Annotated in this window: 18 protein-coding genes; 12 read left to right on the forward strand and 6 right to left on the reverse strand. The window is 42.6% G+C overall.

Annotated elements, in window-relative coordinates:
• Nucleotides 1-45: 45 nt before the first annotated feature.
• Nucleotides 46-651, reverse strand: coding sequence for a hypothetical protein (locus tag H6G77_RS03475; RefSeq protein ID WP_190870844.1), 606 nt, complete (start codon nucleotides 649-651; stop codon nucleotides 46-48).
• Between the two features lie 476 nt (nucleotides 652-1,127).
• Here H6G77_RS03475 and H6G77_RS03480 point away from each other — a divergent pair, with 476 nt between their 5' ends.
• From H6G77_RS03480 to H6G77_RS03500, 5 genes are all read left to right on the forward strand, one after another.
• Complete coding sequence (locus H6G77_RS03480) at nucleotides 1,128-1,364, forward strand: hypothetical protein (protein ID WP_190870845.1); 237 nt, start codon at nucleotides 1,128-1,130, stop codon at nucleotides 1,362-1,364.
• Between the two features lie 248 nt (nucleotides 1,365-1,612).
• Complete coding sequence (locus H6G77_RS03485; protein WP_190870846.1) at nucleotides 1,613-1,945, forward strand: hypothetical protein; 333 nt, start codon at nucleotides 1,613-1,615, stop codon at nucleotides 1,943-1,945.
• Nucleotides 1,946-2,210: 265 nt separating this feature from the next.
• Entirely contained in the window at nucleotides 2,211-4,505 is a 2,295-nt protein-coding gene (glgB, locus tag H6G77_RS03490; RefSeq protein ID WP_190870847.1) for a 1,4-alpha-glucan branching enzyme, read from the forward strand.
• 502 nt (nucleotides 4,506-5,007) lie between these two features.
• Nucleotides 5,008-5,223 (forward strand): NAD(P)H-quinone oxidoreductase subunit O, encoded by a 216-nt coding sequence (locus H6G77_RS03495; protein WP_190593310.1) that lies wholly within the window; start codon nucleotides 5,008-5,010, stop codon nucleotides 5,221-5,223.
• A gap of 75 nt (nucleotides 5,224-5,298) precedes the next feature.
• Entirely contained in the window at nucleotides 5,299-5,790 is a 492-nt protein-coding gene (locus H6G77_RS03500; RefSeq protein ID WP_190870848.1) for a deaminase, read from the forward strand.
• A gap of 217 nt (nucleotides 5,791-6,007) precedes the next feature.
• Here H6G77_RS03500 and argJ read toward each other — a convergent pair whose 3' ends face one another.
• Both argJ and H6G77_RS03510 read right to left on the reverse strand, forming a co-directional pair.
• On the reverse strand, nucleotides 6,008-7,318 hold the full coding sequence (gene argJ / locus H6G77_RS03505) for a bifunctional ornithine acetyltransferase/N-acetylglutamate synthase (protein WP_190870849.1): 1,311 nt from the start codon (nucleotides 7,316-7,318) through the stop codon (nucleotides 6,008-6,010).
• A 105-nt stretch (nucleotides 7,319-7,423) separates the two neighbouring features.
• The gene (locus tag H6G77_RS03510) at nucleotides 7,424-7,717 is read right to left on the reverse strand and encodes a hypothetical protein (protein ID WP_190870978.1); all 294 of its coding nucleotides are present in this window, start codon (nucleotides 7,715-7,717) and stop codon (nucleotides 7,424-7,426) included.
• A 1,027-nt stretch (nucleotides 7,718-8,744) separates the two neighbouring features.
• On the opposite strand from H6G77_RS03510, the gene H6G77_RS03515 reads away from it, so the two are divergent.
• From H6G77_RS03515 to H6G77_RS03525, 3 genes are all read left to right on the forward strand, one after another.
• A complete protein-coding gene (locus tag H6G77_RS03515; protein ID WP_190593313.1) occupies nucleotides 8,745-9,299 on the forward strand; it encodes a pentapeptide repeat-containing protein in 555 nt (184 codons plus the stop codon).
• A gap of 129 nt (nucleotides 9,300-9,428) precedes the next feature.
• Complete coding sequence (locus tag H6G77_RS03520) at nucleotides 9,429-9,683, forward strand: RNA-binding protein (RefSeq protein WP_190593314.1); 255 nt, start codon at nucleotides 9,429-9,431, stop codon at nucleotides 9,681-9,683.
• 124 nt (nucleotides 9,684-9,807) lie between these two features.
• The gene (locus tag H6G77_RS03525; protein ID WP_242049136.1) at nucleotides 9,808-13,986 is read left to right on the forward strand and encodes a chemotaxis protein CheB; all 4,179 of its coding nucleotides are present in this window, start codon (nucleotides 9,808-9,810) and stop codon (nucleotides 13,984-13,986) included.
• A gap of 998 nt (nucleotides 13,987-14,984) precedes the next feature.
• Here H6G77_RS03525 and gatB read toward each other — a convergent pair.
• Nucleotides 14,985-16,460 carry an Asp-tRNA(Asn)/Glu-tRNA(Gln) amidotransferase subunit GatB gene (gatB, locus tag H6G77_RS03530; protein ID WP_190671006.1) on the reverse strand — a complete coding sequence of 492 codons (1,476 nt, stop codon included), beginning with the start codon at nucleotides 16,458-16,460 and terminating at the stop codon, nucleotides 14,985-14,987.
• A 287-nt stretch (nucleotides 16,461-16,747) separates the two neighbouring features.
• Between gatB and H6G77_RS03535 the strand changes: the two genes are divergently transcribed.
• A complete protein-coding gene (locus tag H6G77_RS03535) occupies nucleotides 16,748-17,098 on the forward strand; it encodes a hypothetical protein (protein ID WP_190593317.1) in 351 nt (116 codons plus the stop codon).
• Nucleotides 17,099-17,242: 144 nt separating this feature from the next.
• Here H6G77_RS03535 and H6G77_RS03540 read toward each other — a convergent pair whose 3' ends face one another.
• Together H6G77_RS03540 and H6G77_RS03545 are read right to left on the reverse strand one after the other, a co-directional pair.
• Nucleotides 17,243-18,412, reverse strand: coding sequence for a pyridoxal phosphate-dependent aminotransferase (locus H6G77_RS03540; RefSeq protein WP_190870851.1), 1,170 nt, complete (start codon nucleotides 18,410-18,412; stop codon nucleotides 17,243-17,245).
• A 150-nt stretch (nucleotides 18,413-18,562) separates the two neighbouring features.
• Nucleotides 18,563-18,766 (reverse strand): hypothetical protein, encoded by a 204-nt coding sequence (locus tag H6G77_RS03545; protein WP_190593319.1) that lies wholly within the window; start codon nucleotides 18,764-18,766, stop codon nucleotides 18,563-18,565.
• A 459-nt stretch (nucleotides 18,767-19,225) separates the two neighbouring features.
• On the opposite strand from H6G77_RS03545, the gene H6G77_RS03550 reads away from it, so the two are divergent.
• The 3 genes from H6G77_RS03550 (at nucleotide 19,226) to H6G77_RS03560 (ending at nucleotide 24,938) form a co-directional block, all read left to right on the forward strand.
• Nucleotides 19,226-19,558, forward strand: coding sequence for an STAS domain-containing protein (locus H6G77_RS03550; RefSeq protein WP_190671009.1), 333 nt, complete (start codon nucleotides 19,226-19,228; stop codon nucleotides 19,556-19,558).
• A 142-nt stretch (nucleotides 19,559-19,700) separates the two neighbouring features.
• Nucleotides 19,701-22,319 (forward strand): TIGR03960 family B12-binding radical SAM protein, encoded by a 2,619-nt coding sequence (locus tag H6G77_RS03555; RefSeq protein WP_190870852.1) that lies wholly within the window; start codon nucleotides 19,701-19,703, stop codon nucleotides 22,317-22,319.
• 561 nt (nucleotides 22,320-22,880) lie between these two features.
• Complete coding sequence (locus tag H6G77_RS03560) at nucleotides 22,881-24,938, forward strand: Rne/Rng family ribonuclease (protein ID WP_190593322.1); 2,058 nt, start codon at nucleotides 22,881-22,883, stop codon at nucleotides 24,936-24,938.
• Nucleotides 24,939-24,943 lie beyond the last annotated feature (5 nt).

A 24,943-nucleotide genomic window follows, 5' to 3' on the forward strand; every position in this document is an offset into this window, starting at 1 on the left:
GTTATTTGTCATTTGTCTTTGAGAAATGACCAATGACTATTGCCTTTAATATCCCAATGGTGAAGAAGTTGGCTGTTGTGTGGGAGAATTTGGTTTGGTATTTGATGGCGCAGAATTAGCCGTATCAGATGCTGAGGGTAAGAAAATTGTTTTATCTGGCGTGGGTGATACTAATCCCGCACTTGGCTTTTCTGCTTCTTCCGCCATTTTGTTTTTTAACATAGCGTTGGTTGTGGTTAATTGACGCTCGTTGCGTTGGAGATTTTGCAAGCGGCGGAACTCTTGATTCCACTGTTCTTGAGAATAAACTGTCCAACCATAAACGACTAGTGCCACTGCAACTAATAAAAACGTCACCACAGACGAGTAACGATGAACAGTGTACAACCGCACCAACCAACTTGGTAAAACTTCCGCCGTCGGCACATGAGAGACTTTGGATGCAGTTAATTCTGGTGAGTTTTTGGTTATCGGAGTTGATAAACTTTTGGCAGTCTGTCGCCGACGCTTCGGTAATTGCCCTGAAAGTGGAGATGCACTGCTGATGACTGAACCCCGAACGGGGGAGCGCCTTTGTGGCACAGTTGGTTTAGAATTGCGCCCAAACCAAGTATTAGTTGTAGACACAGCCGATTTACGAACAGCAGCCATAAAATTTTCCGGGATAGCAAATACTGTATTTTAGTCTGTTTATTTAATTTTGCTCAGGTTAGAACAGCCTTTTTTGGGATTTGAATGAGTATAGCGTTAACTGTAGACCATGTTTAAATGTTTTTGAGATATGGCAATCCTTGGAGAGTTGCACAACAATTTGCTGTTGTCTGTCTCCATCAGTAGTTAGTCAATCAAATAGATATCATCAAAGATTCCCTAGTGGACACTTGACATTTTAAGTAGTGCATCGCAGTATGGCAATACAAGACAAAAAACAAGCAACTATCTGCGATCGCCCACTGATCATTTGATATTGTCATCAGTCTGGGGCATCATCACTCAAATACTAATAATCAGCCTTTAGCCAGTTTTTAAATATCTCCTACACGAGTAATTCAACAATTCGCAATAAATAGGTTATCGTAGTCAAAAGGCACAAACATTTGATTGCCAGAATTGGTGAAAGAGGAGTTATGAAAACAAAAATCTTTGGTTTAGCTCTCATTTTAAGTTTGGCGGGAGTTTTAGGAGCTTGTGAAAGTGGTGGTGATAAATCTACTCCGACAAGCTCACCAGCCGCTACAGGTGAACCCTCCGATACTGGGACTAGTACTCCTACTGCGTCACCCACTGCTACTGCGTCACCCACCACTACTACATCTCCTGCTGGTGCTAGTACAGCTTCTCCTACCCCTACTACAACACCTTAGTTCTTTACCTGAAGTTTTGTTCTCAGACAAGCACTTGGTCTTGCAGTTTAAAAAATTGCTTGAGTGCTTGGGTAGCAAAAGAGAATCAGAGTATTCTTCAGAAAGTGACTACCCAACTCAAGCTCAATTTATACATCTTTAGTTAAGCTAAAGCAACAGTCAATGGACACTGGTAATGTTGGTCAATGCCACAACCAAGTGTCCATTTTAGATTTTTGGCTCAATCAGTATGACTTAAAGGTGATGCGATGGGGAAAAAACAATCTCACAAGCGAATCATATTGGGGCTACTAAGTTTTGTCTCTAGTGTGGGTGTATGGTTAATTAGCCATTGGGGATCAGCAGTGATGGCTTTACCACCCCCAGAAGACATCCCAGAAGAAATTTTACGCACAGAAATAATTATAGATGCGCGATCGCCCATAGATGGCAAACCCATCAGTGCTGCTGAGTATGCAGAAATACAAGCACAACTCCAAAAAGTTCCGCCACCAAAATTAACCACCAGTCTGCGGCAAACAGTCTTTCTACTGCGGATACGTAATGCTTTGCTTCAGTTATTCCCCTTTTTAGATTTGTAGTTATGGCAGAAGACACTCCGACAAAGCCGGAGAAGTCAAAAGTATTCTTCATTTTTGACTTTTAACTTTTGCCTTTTGACCTTCGACTGCTACGCTGGCTATCTAACTGGTATAAAAACTTGAGAACCTGCTCACCCCTTATCCCCGATGTCCCCATCTGATGTACGATAACGGTGGCAATAAATTGCAAATAAATGTAAAGAATAGATTATAGATATTAAAAAAGCCAGTTTAGTTAATCACTTTATTCAACATAGGTAGCTTCATGTCCATAGCCACGATCGCTCAGGAACAGGTTAACCGTATAGTTTGGAACCAGCATCACGATCCGTTTGAAATACTTGGTTCTCATGCAGTAGAACAAAATGGCAAACAAGTTTGGGCTGTACGTGCTTATCTACCAAATGCCAGCGCAGCCTGGGTAGTTGTTCCCCAAGAACGCCAAGAATACCCCATGCAACCTGTACATCATCCCCATTTTTTTGAATGTACGATTGAAACTCCAGAACTTGCCAACTACCAGTTACGCATTCAAGAAGGAGAGCATGAGCGAGTTACTTATGATCCTTACGCTTTCCGTTCTCCGCGCCTAACAGACTTTGACTTGCATTTATTTGCCGAAGGCAACCATCATCGAATTTACGAAAAACTCGGAGCGCACACCACCGAAATCGATGGAGTCAAGGGTGTTTATTTTGCGGTTTGGGCTCCCAATGCGCGTAACGTGTCTTTACTGGGAGATTTCAACCTGTGGGACGGACGCAAACATCAAATGCGTAAAGGCATCACAGGAGTTTGGGAATTATTCATTCCCGAAATCGGGGTAGGGGAACATTACAAATATGAAATCAAAAATATAGAAGGACACATTTACGAAAAATCTGACCCCTTTGCTTTTCAGCAAGAACCCCGGCCAAAAACAGCTTCTATTGTCACTAACTTAAATTCCTATCAATGGAATGACGAAGACTGGATAGAAAAGCGCCGTCACACTGATCCTCTGATTCAACCTGTTTCCGTTTACGAAGTCCACTTGGGTTCTTGGCTACATGCTTCCAGTGCCGAGCCGCCTAAATTACCCAATGGTGAAACTGAGCCTGTAGTTATTGTTTCGGAATTAAAACCGGGTGCGCGATTTTTGACTTACCGAGAATTGGCAGACCGCTTGATTCCCTACGTCAAAGATTTAGGCTATACCCATGTAGAACTATTACCCATTGCCGAGCATCCTTTTGATGGGTCTTGGGGTTATCAAGTTACTGGCTATTATGCACCTACTTCCCGGTTTGGCACTCCCGAAGATTTTATGTATTTTGTTGACCAATGTCATCAAAATGGCATTGGCGTAATTGTCGATTGGGTTCCTGGCCACTTCCCCAAAGATGGACATGGTTTAGCTTTCTTTGATGGTACTCACTTATACGAACACGCCGACCCCCGCAAAGGTGAACATAAAGAATGGGGTACGCTGGTATTTAATTACAACCGCAACGAAGTTAGAAATTTCTTAGCGGCAAATGCCCTATTTTGGTTTGACAAATATCACATCGATGGCATTCGTGTAGATGCTGTAGCTTCGATGTTATATCTTGACTATTGCCGCAAAGAAGGTGAATGGGTCACTAATCAATATGGTGGTCGAGAAAACCTAGAAGCGGCGGATTTCTTACGTCAAGTAAATCACCTGATTTTTAGTTATTTTCCCGGTGTGCTTTCCATTGCGGAAGAATCAACCTCGTGGCCGATGGTTTCTTGGCCAACCTACACAGGTGGTTTAGGCTTTAACTTAAAGTGGAACATGGGTTGGATGCACGATATGTTGGATTACTTCAGCATGGACCCTTGGTTCCGCCAATTCCACCAAAATAACATCACCTTTAGTATGTGGTACAACCACAGCGAAAATTTTATGCTGGCGTTGTCTCACGATGAAGTGGTGCATGGTAAGAGCAACATGATTGGTAAAATGCCTGGTGATCGATGGCAGAAAATGGCGAATGTGCGTTGTTTATTTACCTATATGTTTGCTCACCCAGGCAAGAAAACCATGTTTATGAGTATGGAATTTGGACAATGGAGTGAGTGGAATGTTTGGGCTGATTTGGAATGGCAATTATTACAGTTTGAGCCACACCAACAATTAAAACAATTCTTTAAGGAACTCAACGAACTTTACCGTTCTGAACCATCTTTATACACCTTAGATTTTGCCAGAGAAGGATTTGACTGGATTGATTGTAGCGACAACCGTCACAGTGTAGTTTCCTTTATCCGCCGTGACAAAGATTCTGACAACTTTATTGTGGTGATTTGTAACTTCACACCCCAACCCCATTCTCATTACCGCATCGGTGTGCCAGAAAAAGGATTTTATACTGAGTTGTTTAATAGTGATGCCCGTCAGTATGGCGGTAGCAATATGGGCAACTTAGGCGGTAAGTGGACAGATGATTGGTCAATGCACAATCGTCCTTATTCTTTAGATTTGTGTCTACCACCTTTGGGTGTGTTGATGTTCAAGTTAGATAAGGAAAAAACGGCGGCGGCTTTAGGTGCTTAATTTTGTCGGTGGTTAAAGTTTCAACTGTTTGATTTCACAGATTGTCAGTTTGGACTGGGTGCAAGGGTCTGAGCAGGTGTAGGTTTTTACGTTCTGCCCCAAAAACCTTGATTTAGGGTGTAGGGGTGTATGTATCAACAACCCTTACACCCTAGACCCTTTTACCCCTTCACCCAATCTCTACAGAGAATCTTTGGGGGTAAGTCCTGGGATTACTTGTATTCAATAGAGGAATAGTGTGAGATGTCATGGATAATACCATTTTGGATTTTAGATTTTGCGAAAAGTTGCGTGGGCGGGTTCCCCGACTTGAGCAAACTTTTCAAGACAGATTTTGGATTGGGTAAGGGTTGATCGGTAAGCTTTTGAGCCATCAATCTGTCGCAATCATTTTTTAATTTGGTATAAGTTAAATACTTCAAAGCGATCGCTCTGAGATTTAGTATCATCTCGCAAGCTAAAATCCTCTATGAGATAATCTGCTAACTTCAGAGGGGAATATATGCCAGTCAAAAAAGGAGACATTGTTCGCGCTATCCGTGAAAAGCTAGAAAACAGCGTTGAAGCCACAGCCAGTGATACTCGTTTTCCAGCTTACTTGTTTGAGACTCAAGGTGAAATTGTGGATATTAAAGGTGATTATGCCTTTGTGAAATTCGGACAAGTCCCAACACCAAATATTTGGTTACGCTTAGACCAATTAGAACAATTTAAGTAAGCATTATAAAAGGTGGGCATTACCCACCTTTTAATTTACTCACCAGCTTTTGATCAGCTTTAAATATCCAAGAATATGGACGATAAATTTATGCTAACTGCTTTAGCTCAAAGCAAAAAAGCTTTACCAGAATGCTTACCTAACCCACCAGTAGGTTGTGTAATTGTCCATTCTAGCGAGATAGTAGCAGTAGGATATACACGTTCGCCTGGAAAACATCATGCTGAAGCTGATGCACTAACCCATATTCAAGGTCAAGATTTGCACTTTTTACAAATGTACGTTACTCTTGAGCCTTGTTCGTTTCAGGGACGCACACCCTCTTGTGCTTTGGCGATCGCTAAAGATCCGCGTATTCAGGAAATATATGTCTCGATAGTTGATCCAGATCCTCGCAATAACGGTAAAGGACTAGATATTCTCAAAGAAGCAGGGAAAGAAGTTTATGTCGGGTTATGTGCCGATGAAGTGAATGCTTTTCTTCAAAAATATTTATTAAAACGCGATGTGCGACTTATTCTTGAAACCCCTCTCCAAACCTCTCCCCGACGCGGAGAGAGGCTTTGAATCTTGCCCCCCTTCCCTGTCTGCGACACGCTGCGCGAACGTAGGGAAGCCAAAGTTTGGGCAAGAGTTTATGGGGGTTGAAGACTTTATGTGTTCTAAGCCATTACCCCATTCTTAAAAGACAAACTTTATGCGTAAGGATTGGTGAGTAAAGTATAAAATTGCGTTCTCCAAGCTTTCTGAGTTCTGAATTATGACTCCTGAATTCTGTTGTCAGTTAAGTTGTATACTCGGCATTAATTTTCACGTAGTCATAACTTAAATCGCAACCCCAAGCTTTACCTGTACCATGACCATTACCAACGCTAACAGCAATAATTACAGGATTATCTAAGCGTTGCGTTTTGATATTGCTACGATTGCCTGATAAATCATTACTATTATTAGTAGCTACTACATCCACAACTGGATAATCGGTGGCTGCTTGTTTTAAATATGCGCTGGCGGCGGCGCGGTCAAATTGCAGAGGTTGACCATTTTCTAGCAGTAAGAAATCTCCTAATTTAATTTGCAAGTTTTCTTGCTCAAAGGGTACACCTGCACGTCCGGCGGCGGCGGCGATGCGTCCCCAGTTGGGATCACGACCGAAAATTGCTGATTTAACTAAGGATGAACCCGCAATGGTTTTGGCGATTTGTCTGGCGGCGAGGTCATCATGAGTACCAGTGACTTGCACTTCTACCAAACAAGTTGCACCTTCACCATCCCGTGCGATCGCTTTAGCTAAATGCTGGCATACTGCTGTTAGCATCGCTTCTAATTTTTCGGCTTCTGCACCCATCTCGGTAATTGCTGGGGTACGGGATTGACCATTTGCTAAGGCGATTAAACTATCGTTGGTGCTGGTGTCGCCATCTACTGTAATGGAATTAAAGCTTTTATCGGCGGCTCTACTCAACATTTGCTGCCAAAGGTGGGGGGAAACAGCCGCATCACAGGTGACAAATGCCAGCATTGTTGCCATATTGGGGTGAATCATCCCCGAACCTTTGGCAATCCCACCAATGCGGACTGGGCGATCGCCTATAGTTGTTTCTAGGGCAATGGATTTTGTGACTAAATCTGTGGTGATAATTGCCCCAGCCGCCGCATCAGAACCGGTTTCCGAGAGGCTGGCTACTAGTTTGGGAATCCCACTGCGTAAGGCATCCATCTTGATGCGTTGACCAATTACACCAGTAGAAGCCAGCAAAATCAATTCGGGAGAGAGATTTAATTCCTTGGCTAATAACTCTGCACTTTCATTAGCATCACGCACACCCTGACTACCTGTGGCAGCGTTGGCTTGTCCGGCGTTACAGAGAATAGCACGGGCGCTGGTTTTAGCTTGCAAGCGTTGACGGCAATAATCTACACAGGCCGCCTTAACTTGAGATGTGGTAAACACACCAGCTGCGATCGCCTCTACATCCGATACTATCAAAGCTAAATCTGGCAATCCCGATGGTTTTAATCCTGCGGTGATTCCTGCGGCTCGATATCCTTTAGGAGCAGTCACACCACCAGTAATTTCTTGCCAGTCTGCCATTTTTCCGTTCCCCCACAAATATTTAGCGGTTTGAATGGGGATTATACCAATTAACTAGTGCTGAGTGCTGAGTGCTGGGTGCTGAGTAAGATTTATTTTTCTAGCTCAGGCGTTGCTGGTTGTTTCTTCCTGAACATTTAAATTTTGACTTTTACCTTGTTGTACTAGATTATGTACTTGGATATGTCCCAAGTCCCAATTAGGCATTTGTTGATAACAATGGCTACAACGCCAGTAAATACCACTATTACTTATATGACGGAGTAAACCGTATGAACAGCAAGGGCAAATATGGTGACTCCACATACAATTCCATGTGTATGTAGTTGTATTTCCTTGGCTATCATCAGTTATAGTATGAGTTAGTAATTGTCTCGATTTATTTGATAAAATTTGCATTCTTCGTCTCCTTGATCATTTTGCCCATTTGCTAATATTGATAAGGCTCCTGATCCGGAATTTGCTATTTCTACAGATACTGAAAACTCTTGAAGGAATATTCTAATTAATTCAACACAGTCCGAGTTACTGTCAACTAGAAGAACTCTTAAAACATCTATGAATGGGAATTAGGCGTTAAAAACAGAAGCATTGTTAATAATAAAATTCCTGATATAGGATTCCTACTTGATTTTTGAACAGATACGTAGGGTGTGTTAGCGATAGCGTAACGCACCCTACATATACTTAAATTTTTTCATAAATCAAATCGGATTCCTATATATAGCGGTTCTCATTCCAGTGAGGTAAATTTCCCTAGCCTCTAGCCTCTTTTCTCCATCTACTTGTACTGCACTCAACCGAGAAACGCTATATGAAAATTAATGGCACACGCCTACATGGCTTTTTTCTTTAGTCTAATTATTGACATCAACTGACATAAGAATTTGCCGAATTAATTAACTTGAAAAGATTTAGATCCGGGAAGGCGGCACAGGCTTCTTACATTGCCGAATATATTTCTCATTAATTCCAGCATAACATTTTCTTGAAGATTATGTTGGTGAAAGTTTTTCGGGTTTTTAGCTGAAACAGCAAGAAGCCTACAGTGTACAACTGTAGGTAGTTCACTAAATTAATTACCAAGAATTGCCCTGAAGCATAACTGCCCATACCATTTTGGATTGGAAATGCTTTCTGCATCTGGGTTATGTCTATATATTTAAGTAGTTAAACATAATTAATTACACAAAGTCATTGCGAATGGAGCGAAGCGAAATGAAGCAATCGCAAGGGCTGGGATTGCTTCGCTTCGCTCGCAATGACTGTAATTAATTTTGCGTGGTTACTTATCTCAATCATTTGGTGAATTGATATCAGTTTTCTTGCCCATAACTGAGAAATATTTACATTAGTTAACAGTAAACTTATTTGTTTAGAGATAAGATTTACTTAATAGATAAAAAACAAAAGATTTATTTTCTTTATGGAAACTCAAGAATTTTTGAGCCGATACGCAGCAGGAGAACGGGACTTTAGTAACGTCAACTTAATTCAGGTTTGCCTGACTAACGCAAATCTGGTTGGGGTACACCTGATAGGCGCACACTTAATTAGTGCAGACTTAAGGGGGGCAGATTTAACTGATGCACATATTAGTCAGGCTAAGTTGAATCAGGCAAACCTGGCTGATGCACGAATGATTGAAGTCTGCCTAATTAGTGCAGAAATGGTGGGAGCAGACTTGAGTGGAGCAGATTTGACTAACGCCAATTTAAGTGGAGCAGACTTAAGCTATGTCAAGCTAGGTGGAGCTAAATTGAGCGGTGTAAACCTAGCTCAAACAGACCTAACCGGAGCAGATTTGAGGGGAGCGGATTTGAGTGGCGCTAACTTAAAGGGAGCAAAGCTAAGTCAGGCAGATTTAGATGGAGCAGATTTAGATGGGGCAGATTTAGACGGGGCCGATTTAGATGGGGCAAATATGCGGAGAACAGAAATGACTGGTACAAAAATGCCTGATGGAACAGTTCACTACTAAGTGACTTTATTAAAGCAACAATCAACAGTATGTCAATGCTCTAGATGGAACTGTTATTTTCATCAGCATCTGGTTTTGAAAAAGTGGCTTTATTTACCTCAATAACATTATTTAATTAGGAGAGATTTGATGTCAGTTTATATTGGGAATCTATCGTATGAAGTGGAAGATAATGATATTAGACAAGTTTTTTTAAAGTATGGTTCTATCAAGAGACTTGTAGTTTCTACTAACCAGAAAACAGGTGAAAAAAGAGGCTTTGCAGTTGTAGAAATGGCAACAGATACTGAAGAAATTGCTGCGATTCATGGGTTAAGAGGTACTGAATGGATGGGTTATAACCTGAAAGTTAATAGAGCTAAAACCATTGCAGATGTAAGTTAGGAGAAAAATTTTGCTACACTAGGGATATAACTATTGAATACACTAGAAAGTTAAATTTTCTAGTATTGTATTCCCTAATACAATGAACCCTAACCAATCTTCTGCGTCATCACCCTCAGATTCTATGGCTGTTGAAAAATTGACACAGAAGCAGCAAGATAAAAGCAATAATTTATTTCCTATAGTCGGAATTGCGGCCTCTGCGGGAGGATTAGAAGCATTTACACAGCTACTGAGTCACTTACCCATCGACACTGGAATGGCATTTGTACTGATTCAGCACTTAGATCCGAATCAGAAGAGCCTGTTAACTGAGATTCTGGCAAAAACAACCCAGATGCCCGTCTGTGAAGTGCAGAATGGGATGCTTGTCGAGCCGAACCAAGTATATGTCATTCCCCCGAACCGGAAGATGACGCTGCTTAAAGGGGTGTTGCAACTCGCGCCCCGTGAGAAAATTCATGGCAAATATATGCCGGCTGATGCTTTTTTTGCTTCGTTGGCGGCAGAAATAGGAAGCAAAGCCATCAGTGTTGTCTTATCAGGAAGTGATGGAGATGGCGCACAAGGCTCAGAAGCAATTAAGGCGGCTGGTGGTATTACCTTTGCTCAGTGTGAAGCATCGGCACAATTCAGTAGTATGCCGAATACTGCGATCGCTACTGGTGATGTTGACTTTATTCTACCACCGCACAAAATTGCTGAAGAACTAGCAAAGATTGCTCGCCATCCCAATGTTACCCATCCGCTTTCTTCACAAACAGTTGAGCCACTGCCTAAAAGTGAGGCTGCTTTGCCGACAATCTTTGCAATGCTGTTCACCGCCACTGGTGTTGACTTTACGCATTATAAGCAAACAACCATAAAGCGACGAATTGCTCGGCGGATGGTGCTGTATAACTTGGAAAGTCTAGAAGATTACGTAGAATATCTGCAAAATCATCCAGATGAAGTGCAAGCACTGTACTACGAAATCTTAATCAGTGTCACCAGTTTTTTCCGTGATCCAGACGCTTATCAGGCTTTGAAAGAGCGAGTCTTTCCGGTAATATCTCAGGGGAAATCAGTTGATGAGCCGATTCGGATCTGGATACCAGGCTGTGCAACTGGGGAGGAAGTTTATTCCATTGCTATTTCTTTAATGGAATTTTTGGAAAATGTGCTTCCCAAACCTGCTATTCAAATTTTTGCCACAGATATTAATGAGACAGCAATTGAAAAAGCCCGCTTAGGTATCTACAAACCAAGCCAAATAGTTGATGTCTCAGCAGAACGGCTAAGACGCTTCTTTAATCAAGTAGAGAGTGGCTATCAAATCAGCAAGCCGATTCGGGAACTTTGTGTTTTTGCTAAACAAAACCTGATCAGCGAACCGCCATTTTCCAATCTGGATCTCATTAGTTGTCGTAATGTCCTGATTTACTTTGAATCTGTTTTGCAAAAGCAGGTAATGCCCATTTTTCATTACAGTCTCAAGCCCACTGGGTTTTTGATGTTAGGTGTTGCCGAAAGTGCAGGAGAATTTTCCAACTTATTTACTTTAGCAGACAGAAAAAACAATATTTATACCAAAAAATTAATACCCACTCCACTTAACTTTAACTTTGCAACCAGCAACTATCCTGTAGCGAAAATAGCTGCTGATAAGACCATGAGTCATAAGACTTGGGATATTACTTACTTAAATAAACAAGCTGACCAAATTCTTTTAAATCGTTATGTCCCAGTGGGCGTAATGATTAATGACAATATGGATATTCTGCAATTTCGCGGAGAAACCAGTCCCTATCTCAGACCAGCCCCTGGTGTTCCCAGTTTTAATTTGTTCAAAATGGCCCGAAAAGGACTGCTGGAAGAGTTGCGTACTGCGATTCATCAGGCCAAACGGCAGAATATTTCTGTGAGAAAGGAACAGATACAGATAGAAGGAAGTGAGCCATCTAGGAAAGTCAACGTTGAGGTAATTCCGTTTCAGCCTGATTCAGGGGAAACTCGTGGCTTTCTTGTTTTATTTGAAGATGTACCTGCCCTAACAAATCCACAACTAAGCATCAAACCTGGAAATGTAGAACAAGTGGGTACAGAGGAAATACTCCGACTCCAACAAGAACTGGCAACTACCAAACAAGAACTTGCTGCTACTCAAGAATATTTGCAATTGATTAGTCAGGAGCATGAAGCCACCACTCAACACCTGAAAGTAGCAAATGAAGAAATCCTCTCCAGCAATGAGGAACTACAAAGTACTAATGAAGAGTTGCAAACCGCCAAAGAAGAGGTACAAGCAACCAACGAAGAATTACATACAACTAATCAAGAACTGCAAAGTCGCAATCTTGAATTACACAATGTCAATAATGACCTGTTGAATTTACTCAGTAGTGTGAATATTCCCATTCTCATACTGACTAACGATTTACGGATTCGGCGTTTCACACCAACCGCACAGCGTTTACTGAATTTGATTCCCACCGATGTGGGAAGACCACTAAGTGATATCCGCTCTACTATTGAAGTTCCTAATTTACAGTCGTTGATTATAGAGGTAATTGATACCTTAAATCTCAAAGAATTAGAGGCGCAAGACACTGAGGGACGTTGGTACAATCTGCGAATTCGACCTTACAGAACTACAGAAAATCAAATTGATGGCGTAGTGATGGTGTTCATGGATATTGATGCCCTCAAACGCAGTACACAGCAGCTTCAACAAGCCCTTGATTATGCTGAGGCTGTGGTAGAAACTATGCCAGAACCTTTAGTAGTTCTCAATGCTGACTTACAAGTTATCAAAAGCAATCGGGCTTTTTATCGAATGTTTCAGGTAACGCCCGCCCAGACAGAACAGCAATTAATTTTTGAGCTAGGAAATGGTCACTGGAATATTCCCCAAGTGCAATCTATCCTGGAAGAAATTCTCACTCATAACACTCAAATTGAAGGTTTTGAAGTTTGCTGTGATTTTGAAAAAATTGGGCAAAAGACTATATTGCTCAATGGCTATAAAATTTTACAACCAGGAAATCAGCAGATGATTTTGCTGGCACTTCATGACATTACACAGCAGAAGTTGTTTGAGGAAGAACGCGCCCAGTTATTAGCTCAAGAGCAGTCAGCCCGCTTAGAAGCGGAGGCATCTAACCGAACGAAGGATGAGTTTTTATCTCTTTTATCCCACGAACTTCGCAACCCCCTCCACAATATTCTGGGATGGTCTGATTTACTCCAGAAGCAAAACTTTGATACTGCTCAAATGAATCGAGCCGTTGACATGATCCAGCGTAGTGCTAGAGCGCAAGTCCAAATGATTGAGGATCTTCTCGATATCTCGCGGATTACCACTGGCAAACTGCATCTGAATATTTATCCAATTGATCTCCGCTTTGTGATTGAGGCAGCCCTTGAGATAGTTAGATTATCAGCAGAAGCAAAAAATCTTCAAATTGAATGCCACCTGCAACCAATGGGACAGGTACTGGGGGATGGGGCGCGATTGCAGCAGATAATCTGGAATTTGCTTTCTAATGCCATCAAGTTTACACCTGCTGAGGGACGTGTGGTGATCACACTGGAGGAAGTTAATTCCCAAGCCCAGATTCGAGTTAGTGACACAGGTATTGGCATAACTAATGATTTTCTCCCTTATGTTTTTGAGCGGTTTCGCCAAGCTGACAGTAGCAAAACTCGTGCTAATCAAGGGCTGGGGATAGGGCTGTCCCTTGTCCGTTATCTAGTCGAACTTCATGGCGGCACGGTTCAGGCAGAAAGTCCAGGTATAGGCTTAGGAACAACTATCATCGTTAAGCTACCACTGAACAGCAATCTTGAGGAGGATGTTAGCTCTTGTGAGCCAGAGGTGATAGATATTGCTGACGATGCGGAAATATCCGTTGATAACATTCCTTCCCTGGAAGGTTTGCACGTACTGGTCGTAGATGACGATGCCGATATACGTGAATTAACGAAGATGATACTAAAAGATTACGGGGCTGAAGTAACTGCTGTCACATCTGCTGATGAAGCATTCTCAATACTCACAAGCCAACCACAGATGTATGACTTGCTATTGTCTGACATTGGAATGCCGAACCAAGATGGCTATACTTTGATCCGGCGAGTGCGCTCTCTTAGTGCTGAGGCTGGGGGAGAAATTCCCGCAGTCGCAATGACAGGGTATGCCAATAGTATTGATATCCAAGAATCTAGGAAAGCAGGCTTTCAAATGTACATTCCTAAACCCGTCGAGTTAACCCAATTGGTGTTTATGGTTGCCAACTTAGCTAGACGAACTAACAATACTTGAATAGGACTTACGCACCAAGATTGTCTGTGGAGGTGGGGTTTAGGGGTGAAAGGGTATGGGGTGTAAGAGTTTTAGATACATACACCCCTATACCCCTACACCCTTAAACCCTTGATATTTCGTCTTACTGCGTAAGTCCTATTATTATTAAACGCCTTTGATTCCGGTATGTTCGCTTTCTCGGCACTCAGCTTTTTGATTGAAAAAGGAGAGCCACTTGAGCAGCTCTCCAGATCATCAGGGTGCATCTACTTAACACAGCATATCATTTTTGCCATGAGGAGTATCACCCATTATTTGTTTTTTTGTATAAATATTGTTAAGAATTTACCCTTAGATTACTGAGATATAAAATTTTAAATGAAAATGGTAAATTTTATTACTAGTCTGTGTCACATTTCAAAATGCACATTGGCTATTATGGTGAGCTTGGATGAGATATCATTCGTTTTTTTGGTTAAACAAGAGTTTTGGGAAAAACAACCTAGTAGTTAACTGTTATGCTGCTTGTAAATTTTTGGGTGCTGTCTGCTAGATGTCGAGTATAAAGCCAATCAATTGAATACTTTGAGCAATCCAGGACTTACGCACCAAACTTGTCTGTAGGAATTGGGTATGGGGGTGAAAGAGTATGGGGTGTAAGGGTTTTGAATACTTACACCCTTATACCCTCATACCCCTGCACCCTGTGATAAAACCTTCTTTTTTTGTTTTTTGCGTAAGTCATACGATCAATACTGTTATCACTTCAATGAATATAGCTATGCCAAATCAAGATTTTTTATGTGAGAGAAACATAACTTTCTCATTAATAAATAAGGAGAGCAGCTGAGGCAACTCTCCGAAGCATTAGGGTGAATCTACTAACAATAGAATAGCCTTTTAATTGTGAGGGCTATTACTGAGTAGATGGTATTTTTAGTAAATATACTGTAAAGAAATTACTGAACTAAAACTGGTCAGAATGCTTGATTTGAGGGCATTGACTTTCTTTCATACTAGGCATTGAGCTTTTTCTCCACCAGTTCGTTAGTTAATTTCGGATCAGCACGTTTGCTAGTCTTTTTCAGCACTTGTCCCACAAAGAAGCCTTTGAGATTGGTGTTACCGTTGCGATATTTTTCGAGTTCTTTGGGGTTAGCCGCAATCACTTCATCAACAATGGGTTCTAGGACACTGGGGTCAGTGATTAACTCTTGACCAGCAAAGGCTTTTTCTGGAGTCACACCTTGGAGTAAATCTGGCAATTTTTCTTTAGCTTGGGCGTTGCTAATTTTGCCAGTCTCGATGCGGGTGATAACTTCAGCCAAGTTCGCTGGAGTTAAAGCAATATCAGAAATGCTGAGTTTTTGCTTGTTGAGATATGCGGCGATATCTTGAGTAATCCAGTTAGCTGCGGCTTTGGGGCTTGCGCCAGATGCGATCGCTGCTTCAAAATATTCTGATACGTAACGCTCTTCTGTCAAGACTCGTGCATCATAAGCCGAAAGTCCTAGTTCAGTTTCGTAGCGATGACGCTTTTGGGCGGGGAGTTCTGGTAGTTCGCTATGCCATGATTCTAATTGACTATCGGTGACTTCAATGGGGGCTAAATCAGGTTCGGGGAAGTAGCGATAATCGCTAGAACCTTCCTTTGTCCGCATACTAATCGTGCGTTGTGAACCTTCTTCCCACAACCGCGTTTCTTGAATGATGCGTTCTCCGGCTTCCACAGCCGCAATTTGACGTTCAATCTCGTATTCAATCGCCCGTTGAATGGCGTTGAAGGAGTTCATATTTTTAATTTCTACCTTCGTCCCGAATTTTTCTTGTCCGACGGGACGCACAGAAATATTTACGTCGCAACGCAATGATCCTTCTTGCATATTCCCGTCACTCACACCGAGATAGCGCATAATCCGGCGGAGTTCTTGGGCGTATTCTGCGGCTTCTTGTCCCGAACGAATATCAGGTTCCGAGACAATTTCTACTAAGGGTACACCTGCACGATTGTAGTCTACTAAAGAATAGCTGGAACCAGACAGGCGATCGCTTCCCGCATGTACCAATTTACCTGCATCTTCTTCCATGTGCAGGCGGGTAATTCCAATACGTTTGCGGACAGGATTACCATCAGCATCTACCAACTCAATTTCGATCCAACCATGTTCCGCAATGGGTAAGTCATATTGAGAAATTTGGTAGTTTTTCGGTAAATCAGGATAAAAATACTGTTTACGGTCAAATTTGCTATATTTAGCGATTTGGCAATTCAACGCTAAACCTGCTTTTACCGCGTACTCTAGGACTTTTTCGTTAAGTACGGGCAGAACCCCAGGTAATCCCATACACACGGGGTCAATGTTAGTATTTGGATCAGCACCGAACGCCGTAGAGCTACTAGAGAAAATTTTGGTATTCGTACTGAGCTGACAATGGGTTTCTAGACCAATAATCGCTTCGTACTCAGTTTTGACTGGAGTAGCAGAAGTCATAAGATTTAAAGTTCGACCAATTTACACGTAAATTACTATTTTAGCCTCGCCTTGACAAGTTCTTACTGTATGAACTCTGAGCTTAAATGAATGTCTCGCAAACTCCAAATTTGGGTGAACCGCAATTAACCCCAGCAAATGAGAACTACAAAACATACCAACCCAACAAATTTAATTAACGCTACTTTTTGGATTTCCGACTTCCACCTTTTTGTACTAGCCCATTCTGCCAATTAAAATGAGAAAAGCTGCACAATTATCTTTGCTACTACCCTAGCTACATGATTATGGATGCACACCCAGAATTTCAACCAGGACAAATTGTGTCTTTAGCGCATAGTGACAAGAATTTGTATGCGGAAGTGATTGAAGTTGTTGTGTCCCGTCAGTTGTGTTGGGTGCGTCCTTTACTACTGGCTAACCATACTCAAGAACCACCACTAATTACAGACTTGCGAGACGCATCTGACTTGCTTTGGCCTCTCCAATTATTTCGCCCTGCATTAGACACGGAAGTAATTACCCTGTTGAGTCAGGTTTTAGTCAAAGAACCAAAAGGGGAACCAGACTTGGCGGCTAAACAACAACTGCAACAATTTATCCAGCAGATGTGGCAAAGTCGAAAGTCTGAAGTGTGAAGTATGAAGTATGAAATTTTAGACTTCATAATTGCATGATTTCAGGATATTCATCTCACGCAGAGGCGCGGAGGCGCAGAGAGGTTAATGAGTTTGTCAGCAACGCCGATATTTCACACTTCACACTTCACACTTCAGACTTTTTTAGTAACAAATACCAGCATCCTTCATTCGCTCAATGGCTTCTTCCATTCGTTCTTCAGAGATAGTTAAAGCAATACGGAAGAAGCCTTCACCAGATACACCGTAACCACTACCTGGAGCCACCATAATGCCGCATTTGTCAAGCAGTAAATTTACAAATTCCGCAGAAGTATAGCCAGCAGGAACAGGAACCCATACATAAAGGGTAGCTTTTGGTGGTTGAATCGGCCATCCTAAAGATTGCAATCCTTTAACGATGGTGTCACGACGATTTTGATAAACAGACATCAAAGTTTGCAGTTCGGCTTCTGAAGTATTGTAAGCTGCGATCGCAGCTGTTTGAATAGCCTTAAACACTCCCGAATCAACGTTGGTTTTAACTTGCCTTAAACCCTGAATACCCAGCGCATTCCCCACAACAAAACCAACCCGCCAGCCTGTCATATTGTAAGACTTCGACAAACTGTGAAACTCAATGGCGATATCCTTCGCCCCAGGAACTTGCAACACACTCGGCGGTTTATAGCCGTTGTATGCCATCTCTGAGTAAGCATTGTCATGACACAGCAAGATGTTGTACTGCTTACAAAAATCTACTAATTCGGCAAAAAACTCAAGTGTGGCAACTCCCCCAGTGGGATTATTGGGGTAATTAATCCACAACAGCTTGGCTTTTTGGGCAATTTCTTCAGGAATTGCGTTTAAATCTGGTAAAAACTGATTTTCTGCCTTCAGTGGCATTGTGAATGGTTCGCCATCAGCAAAAATTGTAGAAGTGCGATACACCGGATACCCAGGATCGGGGATGAGTGTATAGTCTCCCGCCTCCACAAAAGCTAAAAAAGTATTATGTATCGCCTCTTTAGAACCGATAGATGCTACAACCTCTGTATCTGGATTTAAATCAGTTACCCCAAACCGACGTTCCATCCACTTAGCAGCCGCTTGCCGAAATTCTTGTGTTCCTTCGTAGGGCGGATAGTTATGGGTGGCACTATTGTCAATTGCCGCGTGCATCACCTGGAGAATATGTGCTGGGGTCGGTTTATCGGGGTCGCCTATTGCCATATTAATGATATCAACTCCCTCGGCGACGAGTTTTGCTCGTTTACGGTTAATTTCAGCAAAGAGGTAGGGAGGAATTTTTTCTAGGCGTTTAGCGAAGTGCATGGCGACTTAATATTAATGCAAACATTAATGCTAACTAGCACAGTTTACGCCACACCAGGTAACTAAACAGTAAATCTCACAGAAAATTTCCCAGGCTAGGGGTTAGACATTAGAAATGAATTGCTATAACAAATGACCAATGACTAAAGATTAATATCCCCAGCTAGGAACTAGCTTGATTCTGCCAGCATCCATTTCGGCCATTAATAATTCCAAAGCTTCGTAGTCTACATCCGAAATATAACCATTTTGAGTTAATTCGGAGTTAATTTCATTTTCTATCTCTGGAGTTAATTTTTTAATATCAAGAGCCTTTTCTACCAGTTGGCGAATAGCATACTTACTCGTTCTCATATTGATTAACCCATTTTAGGTAATACTAAATTATCTGGGATGTAGCTAAGTAAAAATTGTGATCTAGATTTATAAAATTAGTGATTTAGATCACATTTATCTCGCTCACTGATTTGCCTCTAGCCCGATCTTTTTTCTTCGTCAATGAGCAGATTTTATCTCATTTTATCCGTCCAGATGAACTGGCTGAAGTATCGTTAAATTAGGCTTTTCCAGCAAATTTACCAATGAGCAATTTATTTTGTGGCTGTCTATGTTGATTGTTTGAGAAGCAATATGAAAAAAAAGTATATATGAACACATTTTACCCTGTATTTATGACAATCTTTAAAGATATACCCTTCAGTGATAAAGATTCAGCAAAGAGATGTAAGACGTATGGTCGATGTTTAAAAAAAGAGATTATGTTCAAATAAATCTCAGGTGAAAGATTTAATAACTCTAATTTAGGATGTCAATATGCAAGCAGTGCTGGAATGCCCAAAAATTGCAGTGATTCGTCTACAGGGCAAACTCAATGCCGCCAACGCATTGGAACTTGAACGAGATTTAACCACAGCATTAACGGCTAATGATGTCGCAATCTTACTTGTGGATTTGGCAGCAGTGGAGTCACTAGATAGTGCCGGCTTAATGGCGTTGGTGTCTGCGTTGAAGCTGGCGCAAAACTTGGAACGGGGCTTAAGGTTATGTTCTGTGTCTCCAGCCTTGAAAATTATCTTTGAATTAACTCAACTTGATGAGGTGTTTGAGTTTGCAGATAATGCTGAATTAGTATCGGTTAACCCATAAATCTAGCATGTAAGTAATCTTTGTAGCAAGGGTTTGTAAAGGATGTTTTCAGTTACAAAGATAAGACTATGCTGCGACCAAATCAGTGCTAAGGTTGGAGGTGATTATCTGTAAATCATAAAAGTAGCTAGAAGATAGCACAGTGGCTGTTGCAGTAGAAAAATTAATTACATCGGATATTCTAAAACCCGCGCGTTACCTCGGTAACGAACGCCTAGCAGTACATAAGCCTTGGGAAACGGCAGTTGTCAGATGGGTATTAACCTACCCAGAAGTCTATGAAGTTGGTTCGTCCAACTTGGGGCATATCATTCTCTATAACATTTTGAATGCCCAACCGCGCCAATTATGCGATCGCGCTTACCTCCCTGGTACAGACTTAGCAGCAAAGTTAAGGGAAACAAACACCCCCTTGTTTGCTGTAGAGTCTAAGCGATCGCTACCAGAATTTGACATCTTAGGTTTTAGTCTCAGTTACGAATTGGGTGCAACCAACATCTTAGAAATGTTGGATTTAGCAGGAATTCCCCTGACATGGCAAGAACGAGCCACCGGGAATTATCCCCTCATCTTTGCTGGGGGACAAACAGCAACCTCAAACCCGGAACCCTACACCGACTTTTTTGACTTCTTCGCTTTGGGTGATGGCGAAGAACTCTTACCCGAAATCGGTATGGTTTTGGAAGAAGGCAAGCAAGCCAATTTGAGTCGCCGCGACTTATTACTCGACTTGGCACAAATACCAGGGGTGTACGTTCCCCAATTTTACGATCTGGCAACCGATGGCTCAGTCCATCCTAACCGCCCCGATTTGCCAAAACGGATAATCAGAAGAGTTGCCACACCCATACCCGCCTATTCTATTGGCTTAGTTCCCTACGTCCAAACAGTACACGATCGCCTAACAATTGAAATTCGTCGTGGCTGTACCCGTGGCTGTCGCTTTTGTCAACCAGGAATGCTTACCCGTCCGGCGCGAGATGTGGAACCTGAAAAAGTGGTAGATGCCATTGAACAGGGAATGCGGGCGACTGGTTACAATGAATTTTCTTTACTATCCCTGAGTTGTTCCGATTATTTAGCCCTACCGGCGGTGGGGATGGAAATTAAAAATCGGTTAAAAAATGAAAACATTTCCCTGTCTTTACCAAGTCAGCGTGTAGATAGATTTGATGAGAACATTGCCAACATTCTCGGTGGTACACGCCAAGGTGGCTTAACCTTTGCACCAGAAGCCGGAACCCAAAGAATGCGGGATATTGTGAATAAAGGTTTGACCAATGAAGAATTATTAAGAGGTGTGAAAACAGCTTGGGAACAAGGCTGGGATAAAATCAAACTCTATTTTATGATTGGTTTGCCGGGTGAGACAGATGCAGATGTTTTAGGCATTGCTGAAACAGTCCGTTGGCTACAAAGAGAATGTCGGGGTCAAGGCAGAAGACCGCTTAACTTTAACCTGACAATTTCCAACTTTACGCCCAAACCCCATACACCATTTCAATGGCACTCCGTCGCCACTGCGGAATTTGAACGCAAACAAAACCTACTGCGGCAAGAATTTCGCCGGATACGGGGAGTGAAAGTCAACTTCACCGATGTCCGCATTTCGGCAATGGAAGACTTTATTGGTAGAGGCGATCGCACTTTGGGTCAAGTTGTCCGCCGCGCCTGGGAATTAGGTGCAGGTATGGATTCTTGGTATGACAGTTTAGATAAAGCCTTCACCGCCTGGGGTAATGCGATCGCCCAAGCAGGTCTAGACTGGAAATACCGCCAAGTCGAAAACGGCGAATGGAATTTGTTTCATTCACAAGACAAAGATTCCCCCAACTCCCAACTCCCGACTCCCAATTCCCTAGATACCCCCCTCCCTTGGGATCATATTGATACCGGCATCGATAAAAAATGGTTGAAACAAGACTTGCAACGCGCCTTAGAAGCAGCAATTGTTCCCGATTGCTCCTTTGAAGGTTGTTCCCATTGCGGTGTCTGCGGCACAGACTTCGGCCATAATATTGTGATTGAGCCGCCACCAATACCTCAATTTGCAGGTGAGTTTGTTCCGAATACGACCAAAGTCCAAAGATTGCGTGTCTGGTTTGGGAAGCAAGGTGACATGGCTTTGCTAGGCAATCTTGATTTGCTGCGGTTACTTGACCGAGTTGTGCGCCGCGCGAGTTTGCCCGTCGCTTACACTGGTGGATTTCACCCAAACCCCCGGATTATGATTGCCAGTGCTTTACCTTTAGGTGCTACTAGCAGTGGCGAAATTGTTGATTTTGAGTTAACCACACCAGTAGACACGGAAACTTTTCAGGCAAAGTTAGCCGAGGAACTGCCCAGCGATATACCGATATATCAAGTAGCAGAGATAGATTTAAAATCTCCATCGGCAAACCAAGCCTTAGCCGCAGCCGAATACTTGATTACGGTAGCAGTTGCGAATGAAGCCACAGCTGCACAATGGCAAGAATGGATTGATGTCCTATTGGCCAAGGAAGAAATTAACCTAGAGCAAACCAATAAATCGGGTAAAACTCAAATAGTAAATCTGCGCGATCGCCTGTTGGAATTATCATTAGTAAAAATTAACAACAGTGTCGCTGAATCTACCGCTATTCTGCGTTCTCTAGGTAGTTGCCGCAATGACGGTGTTTCCTTGCGTCCTGAGCAAGTCCTATCTATGCTGGAAGTAGTTGCAAATCAAGAATTTCAACTTCGGCAAATTCACCGCAATCAGTTAATTTTGGGAGTATAATCCCTAAAAGGTAACTTGCTAGTAGTTACCCGGATGTAGCACATCGTGGGAATTGATTTTTAGCAAGGTTGCGTTAGAATGAGGTGAAGAGAAATTTTCTGGCGCTGCATTGAATTCACTAGTTCACTACCCCCTATACTCAGGGAGCAGAAGCAAAGATACTAGAGAGCAACTTCTAGGATTTTATCCCAGACAAGCTGAAGCGGATTAAAAACAGCCTCTCTTGATAGCAACTTGGGTGAACTAGTAACTTAAAAGCAGGCTCCGTCGGCAAGTCTCACGCTATATTTTTTTAAACACCTGCTGAATACCCAATCCCTAGGTGGTGCGGGTATCGCATCAAAAATCAACCACGGACGGTTGATTTATTTACTTAAACAATATGCAGCCGTTCTGGAATAAACAGGCGTGTCAACGCAATTACTCAGTCATTAACTCTTTAACTTTGAAGCTCGGCTTCACAAATTTTATTATCAGCAGTACCTTTAGTAGCTGGCAGGGGTGAGGGATATGACCAACCGCCAGAACTACGCCAGTGCTGCCAATTTTTGAGGAAATTGAATGCCAAAACAAATTATCATCGCAGAGCAGCATCAAATTGCTGCCGTATTTTCTGAAGATCAAATACAAGAACTGGTTGTAGCCACAGGCCATCACCAAATCGGTGATATCTACTTAGGTGTAGTAGAAAACGTCTTACCCGGAATTGATGCAGCTTTTGTAAATATTGGTGATCCAGAGCGCAATGGCTTTATTCATGTTACGGACTTAGGCCCATTAAGGTTAAAGCGAACAGCCGCCGCCATTACAGAGTTATTAGCACCGCAACAAAAAGTGCTGGTGCAAGTAATGAAAGAGCCAACCGGAACAAAAGGGCCGCGGCTCACTGGTAACATTACTTTGCCTGGACGCTACGTAGTACTGATGCCTTATGGTCGGGGCGTGAATTTATCCCGCCGGATTAAAAGTGAAAATGAACGCAATCGCCTCCGGGCGTTAGCAATTTTAATCAAACCGGCGGGGATGGGTTTGTTGGTACGTACAGAAGCCGAAGGCAAGCCCGAAGAAGCCATCATGGAAGACTTGGAATTGCTGCAAAAACAATGGGAAGCAATTCAACAAGAAGCACAATCAACTCGTGCGCCAGCCCTATTAAATCGAGATGATGACTTTATTCAACGGGTATTGCGGGATATGTATGGTGCAGATGTCAACCGAATTGTGGTTGATTCCAGCACTGGCTTGAAGCGGGTAAAACAGTATTTGCAGAACTGGAGTGGCGGACAAACACCCCAAGGATTGTTGATTGATCATCACCGCGATCGCTCACCCATATTAGAGTATTTCCGCATCAATGCCGCGATTCGAGAAGCCCTCAAACCAAGAGTCGATTTACCTTCTGGTGGTTACATTATTATTGAACCTACAGAAGCCCTCACCGTAATTGATGTTAACTCTGGTTCCTTCACGCGATCGGCCACAGCCAGAGAAACAGTATTGTGGACAAACTGCGAAGCCGCCACAGAAATTGCCCGTCAATTGCGACTGCGGAATATTGCTGGGGTAATTGTGGTTGACTTCATTGATATGGAATCACGGCGTGACCAATTACACGTCCTGGAACATTTCAACAAAGCCCTGAAAGCCGATAAAGCCCGTCCCCAAATTGCCCAACTCACCGAACTCGGTTTAGTCGAACTGACTCGCAAGCGCCAAGGTCAAAACATTTACGAATTGTTTGGCGGTACTTGTCCAACCTGCGGTGGCTTAGGTCACATTGTCCATCTCCCCGGCGAAACCGAAACCCGCTTACCCACACCAGCAGAATTACCAGAACGTTTTGTACCTTTACCACAAAGAGAACCTCGTTTACCCGTAGCGCGGATTTCTGAACCGAGAGAAAGCTTTGATAGCTTTGGTGATAGTTTTGATAATGATGGCGATTTAAGTGCCTTAAATTTAGTTAATCATCCCAGCTATCACGAACTGGGTGATAACAATAAACGTGGTAACCGCACCCGTCGCCGCAGAATTGGGATTAATGGCGCAAATGGAAAAGATGAGTCACGCCTAGCACCTAATTCTCTCGGTTTTGATAGTGATACTGATCTAGACCTGGATAATGAAGTTGACTTAAGCCCAACACCAGATATTCCTGCACCCACATTAGGTAAATCAGGTTGGACAGAAAGAGTCGAACGCAATAAAGTCATCAAAACAGAACCAGTCAAACCAGTGGTAGAACCACCGGAAATTAGAACTGTAGAAATGACTATAGAAGAACAAGATGTTTTTGCATTGATGGGAATCTCCCCCTTAGTGAAATTGGATAGGGAAGTGAAAAATCCCAAATCAGTGATTATTAACATTGTTCAGCCAGGACAAGGAACAAGCACATTATCACCACCGCCTGCCGAGGTGGCTATTCCTGAAACTTTCACTCAACCCATCGCCCCACCACCTGTAGAACCAGAGGCAAAATCTTTACCCGAAGAACCAATAGAGTCAGAGGGATTTGCACCCACCCCTGAAGACACGGAAGCAAATTTGACTGCTACAGGTAGCCGCCGCCGCCGTCGTCGTTCCTCGGCTGTAGAATCTGGTTCTGAAGAAAGTTAAGATGC

The sequence above is a fragment of the Aulosira sp. FACHB-615 genome, assembly GCF_014698045.1.
Lineage (GTDB): Bacteria > Cyanobacteriota > Cyanobacteriia > Cyanobacteriales > Nostocaceae > Nostoc_B.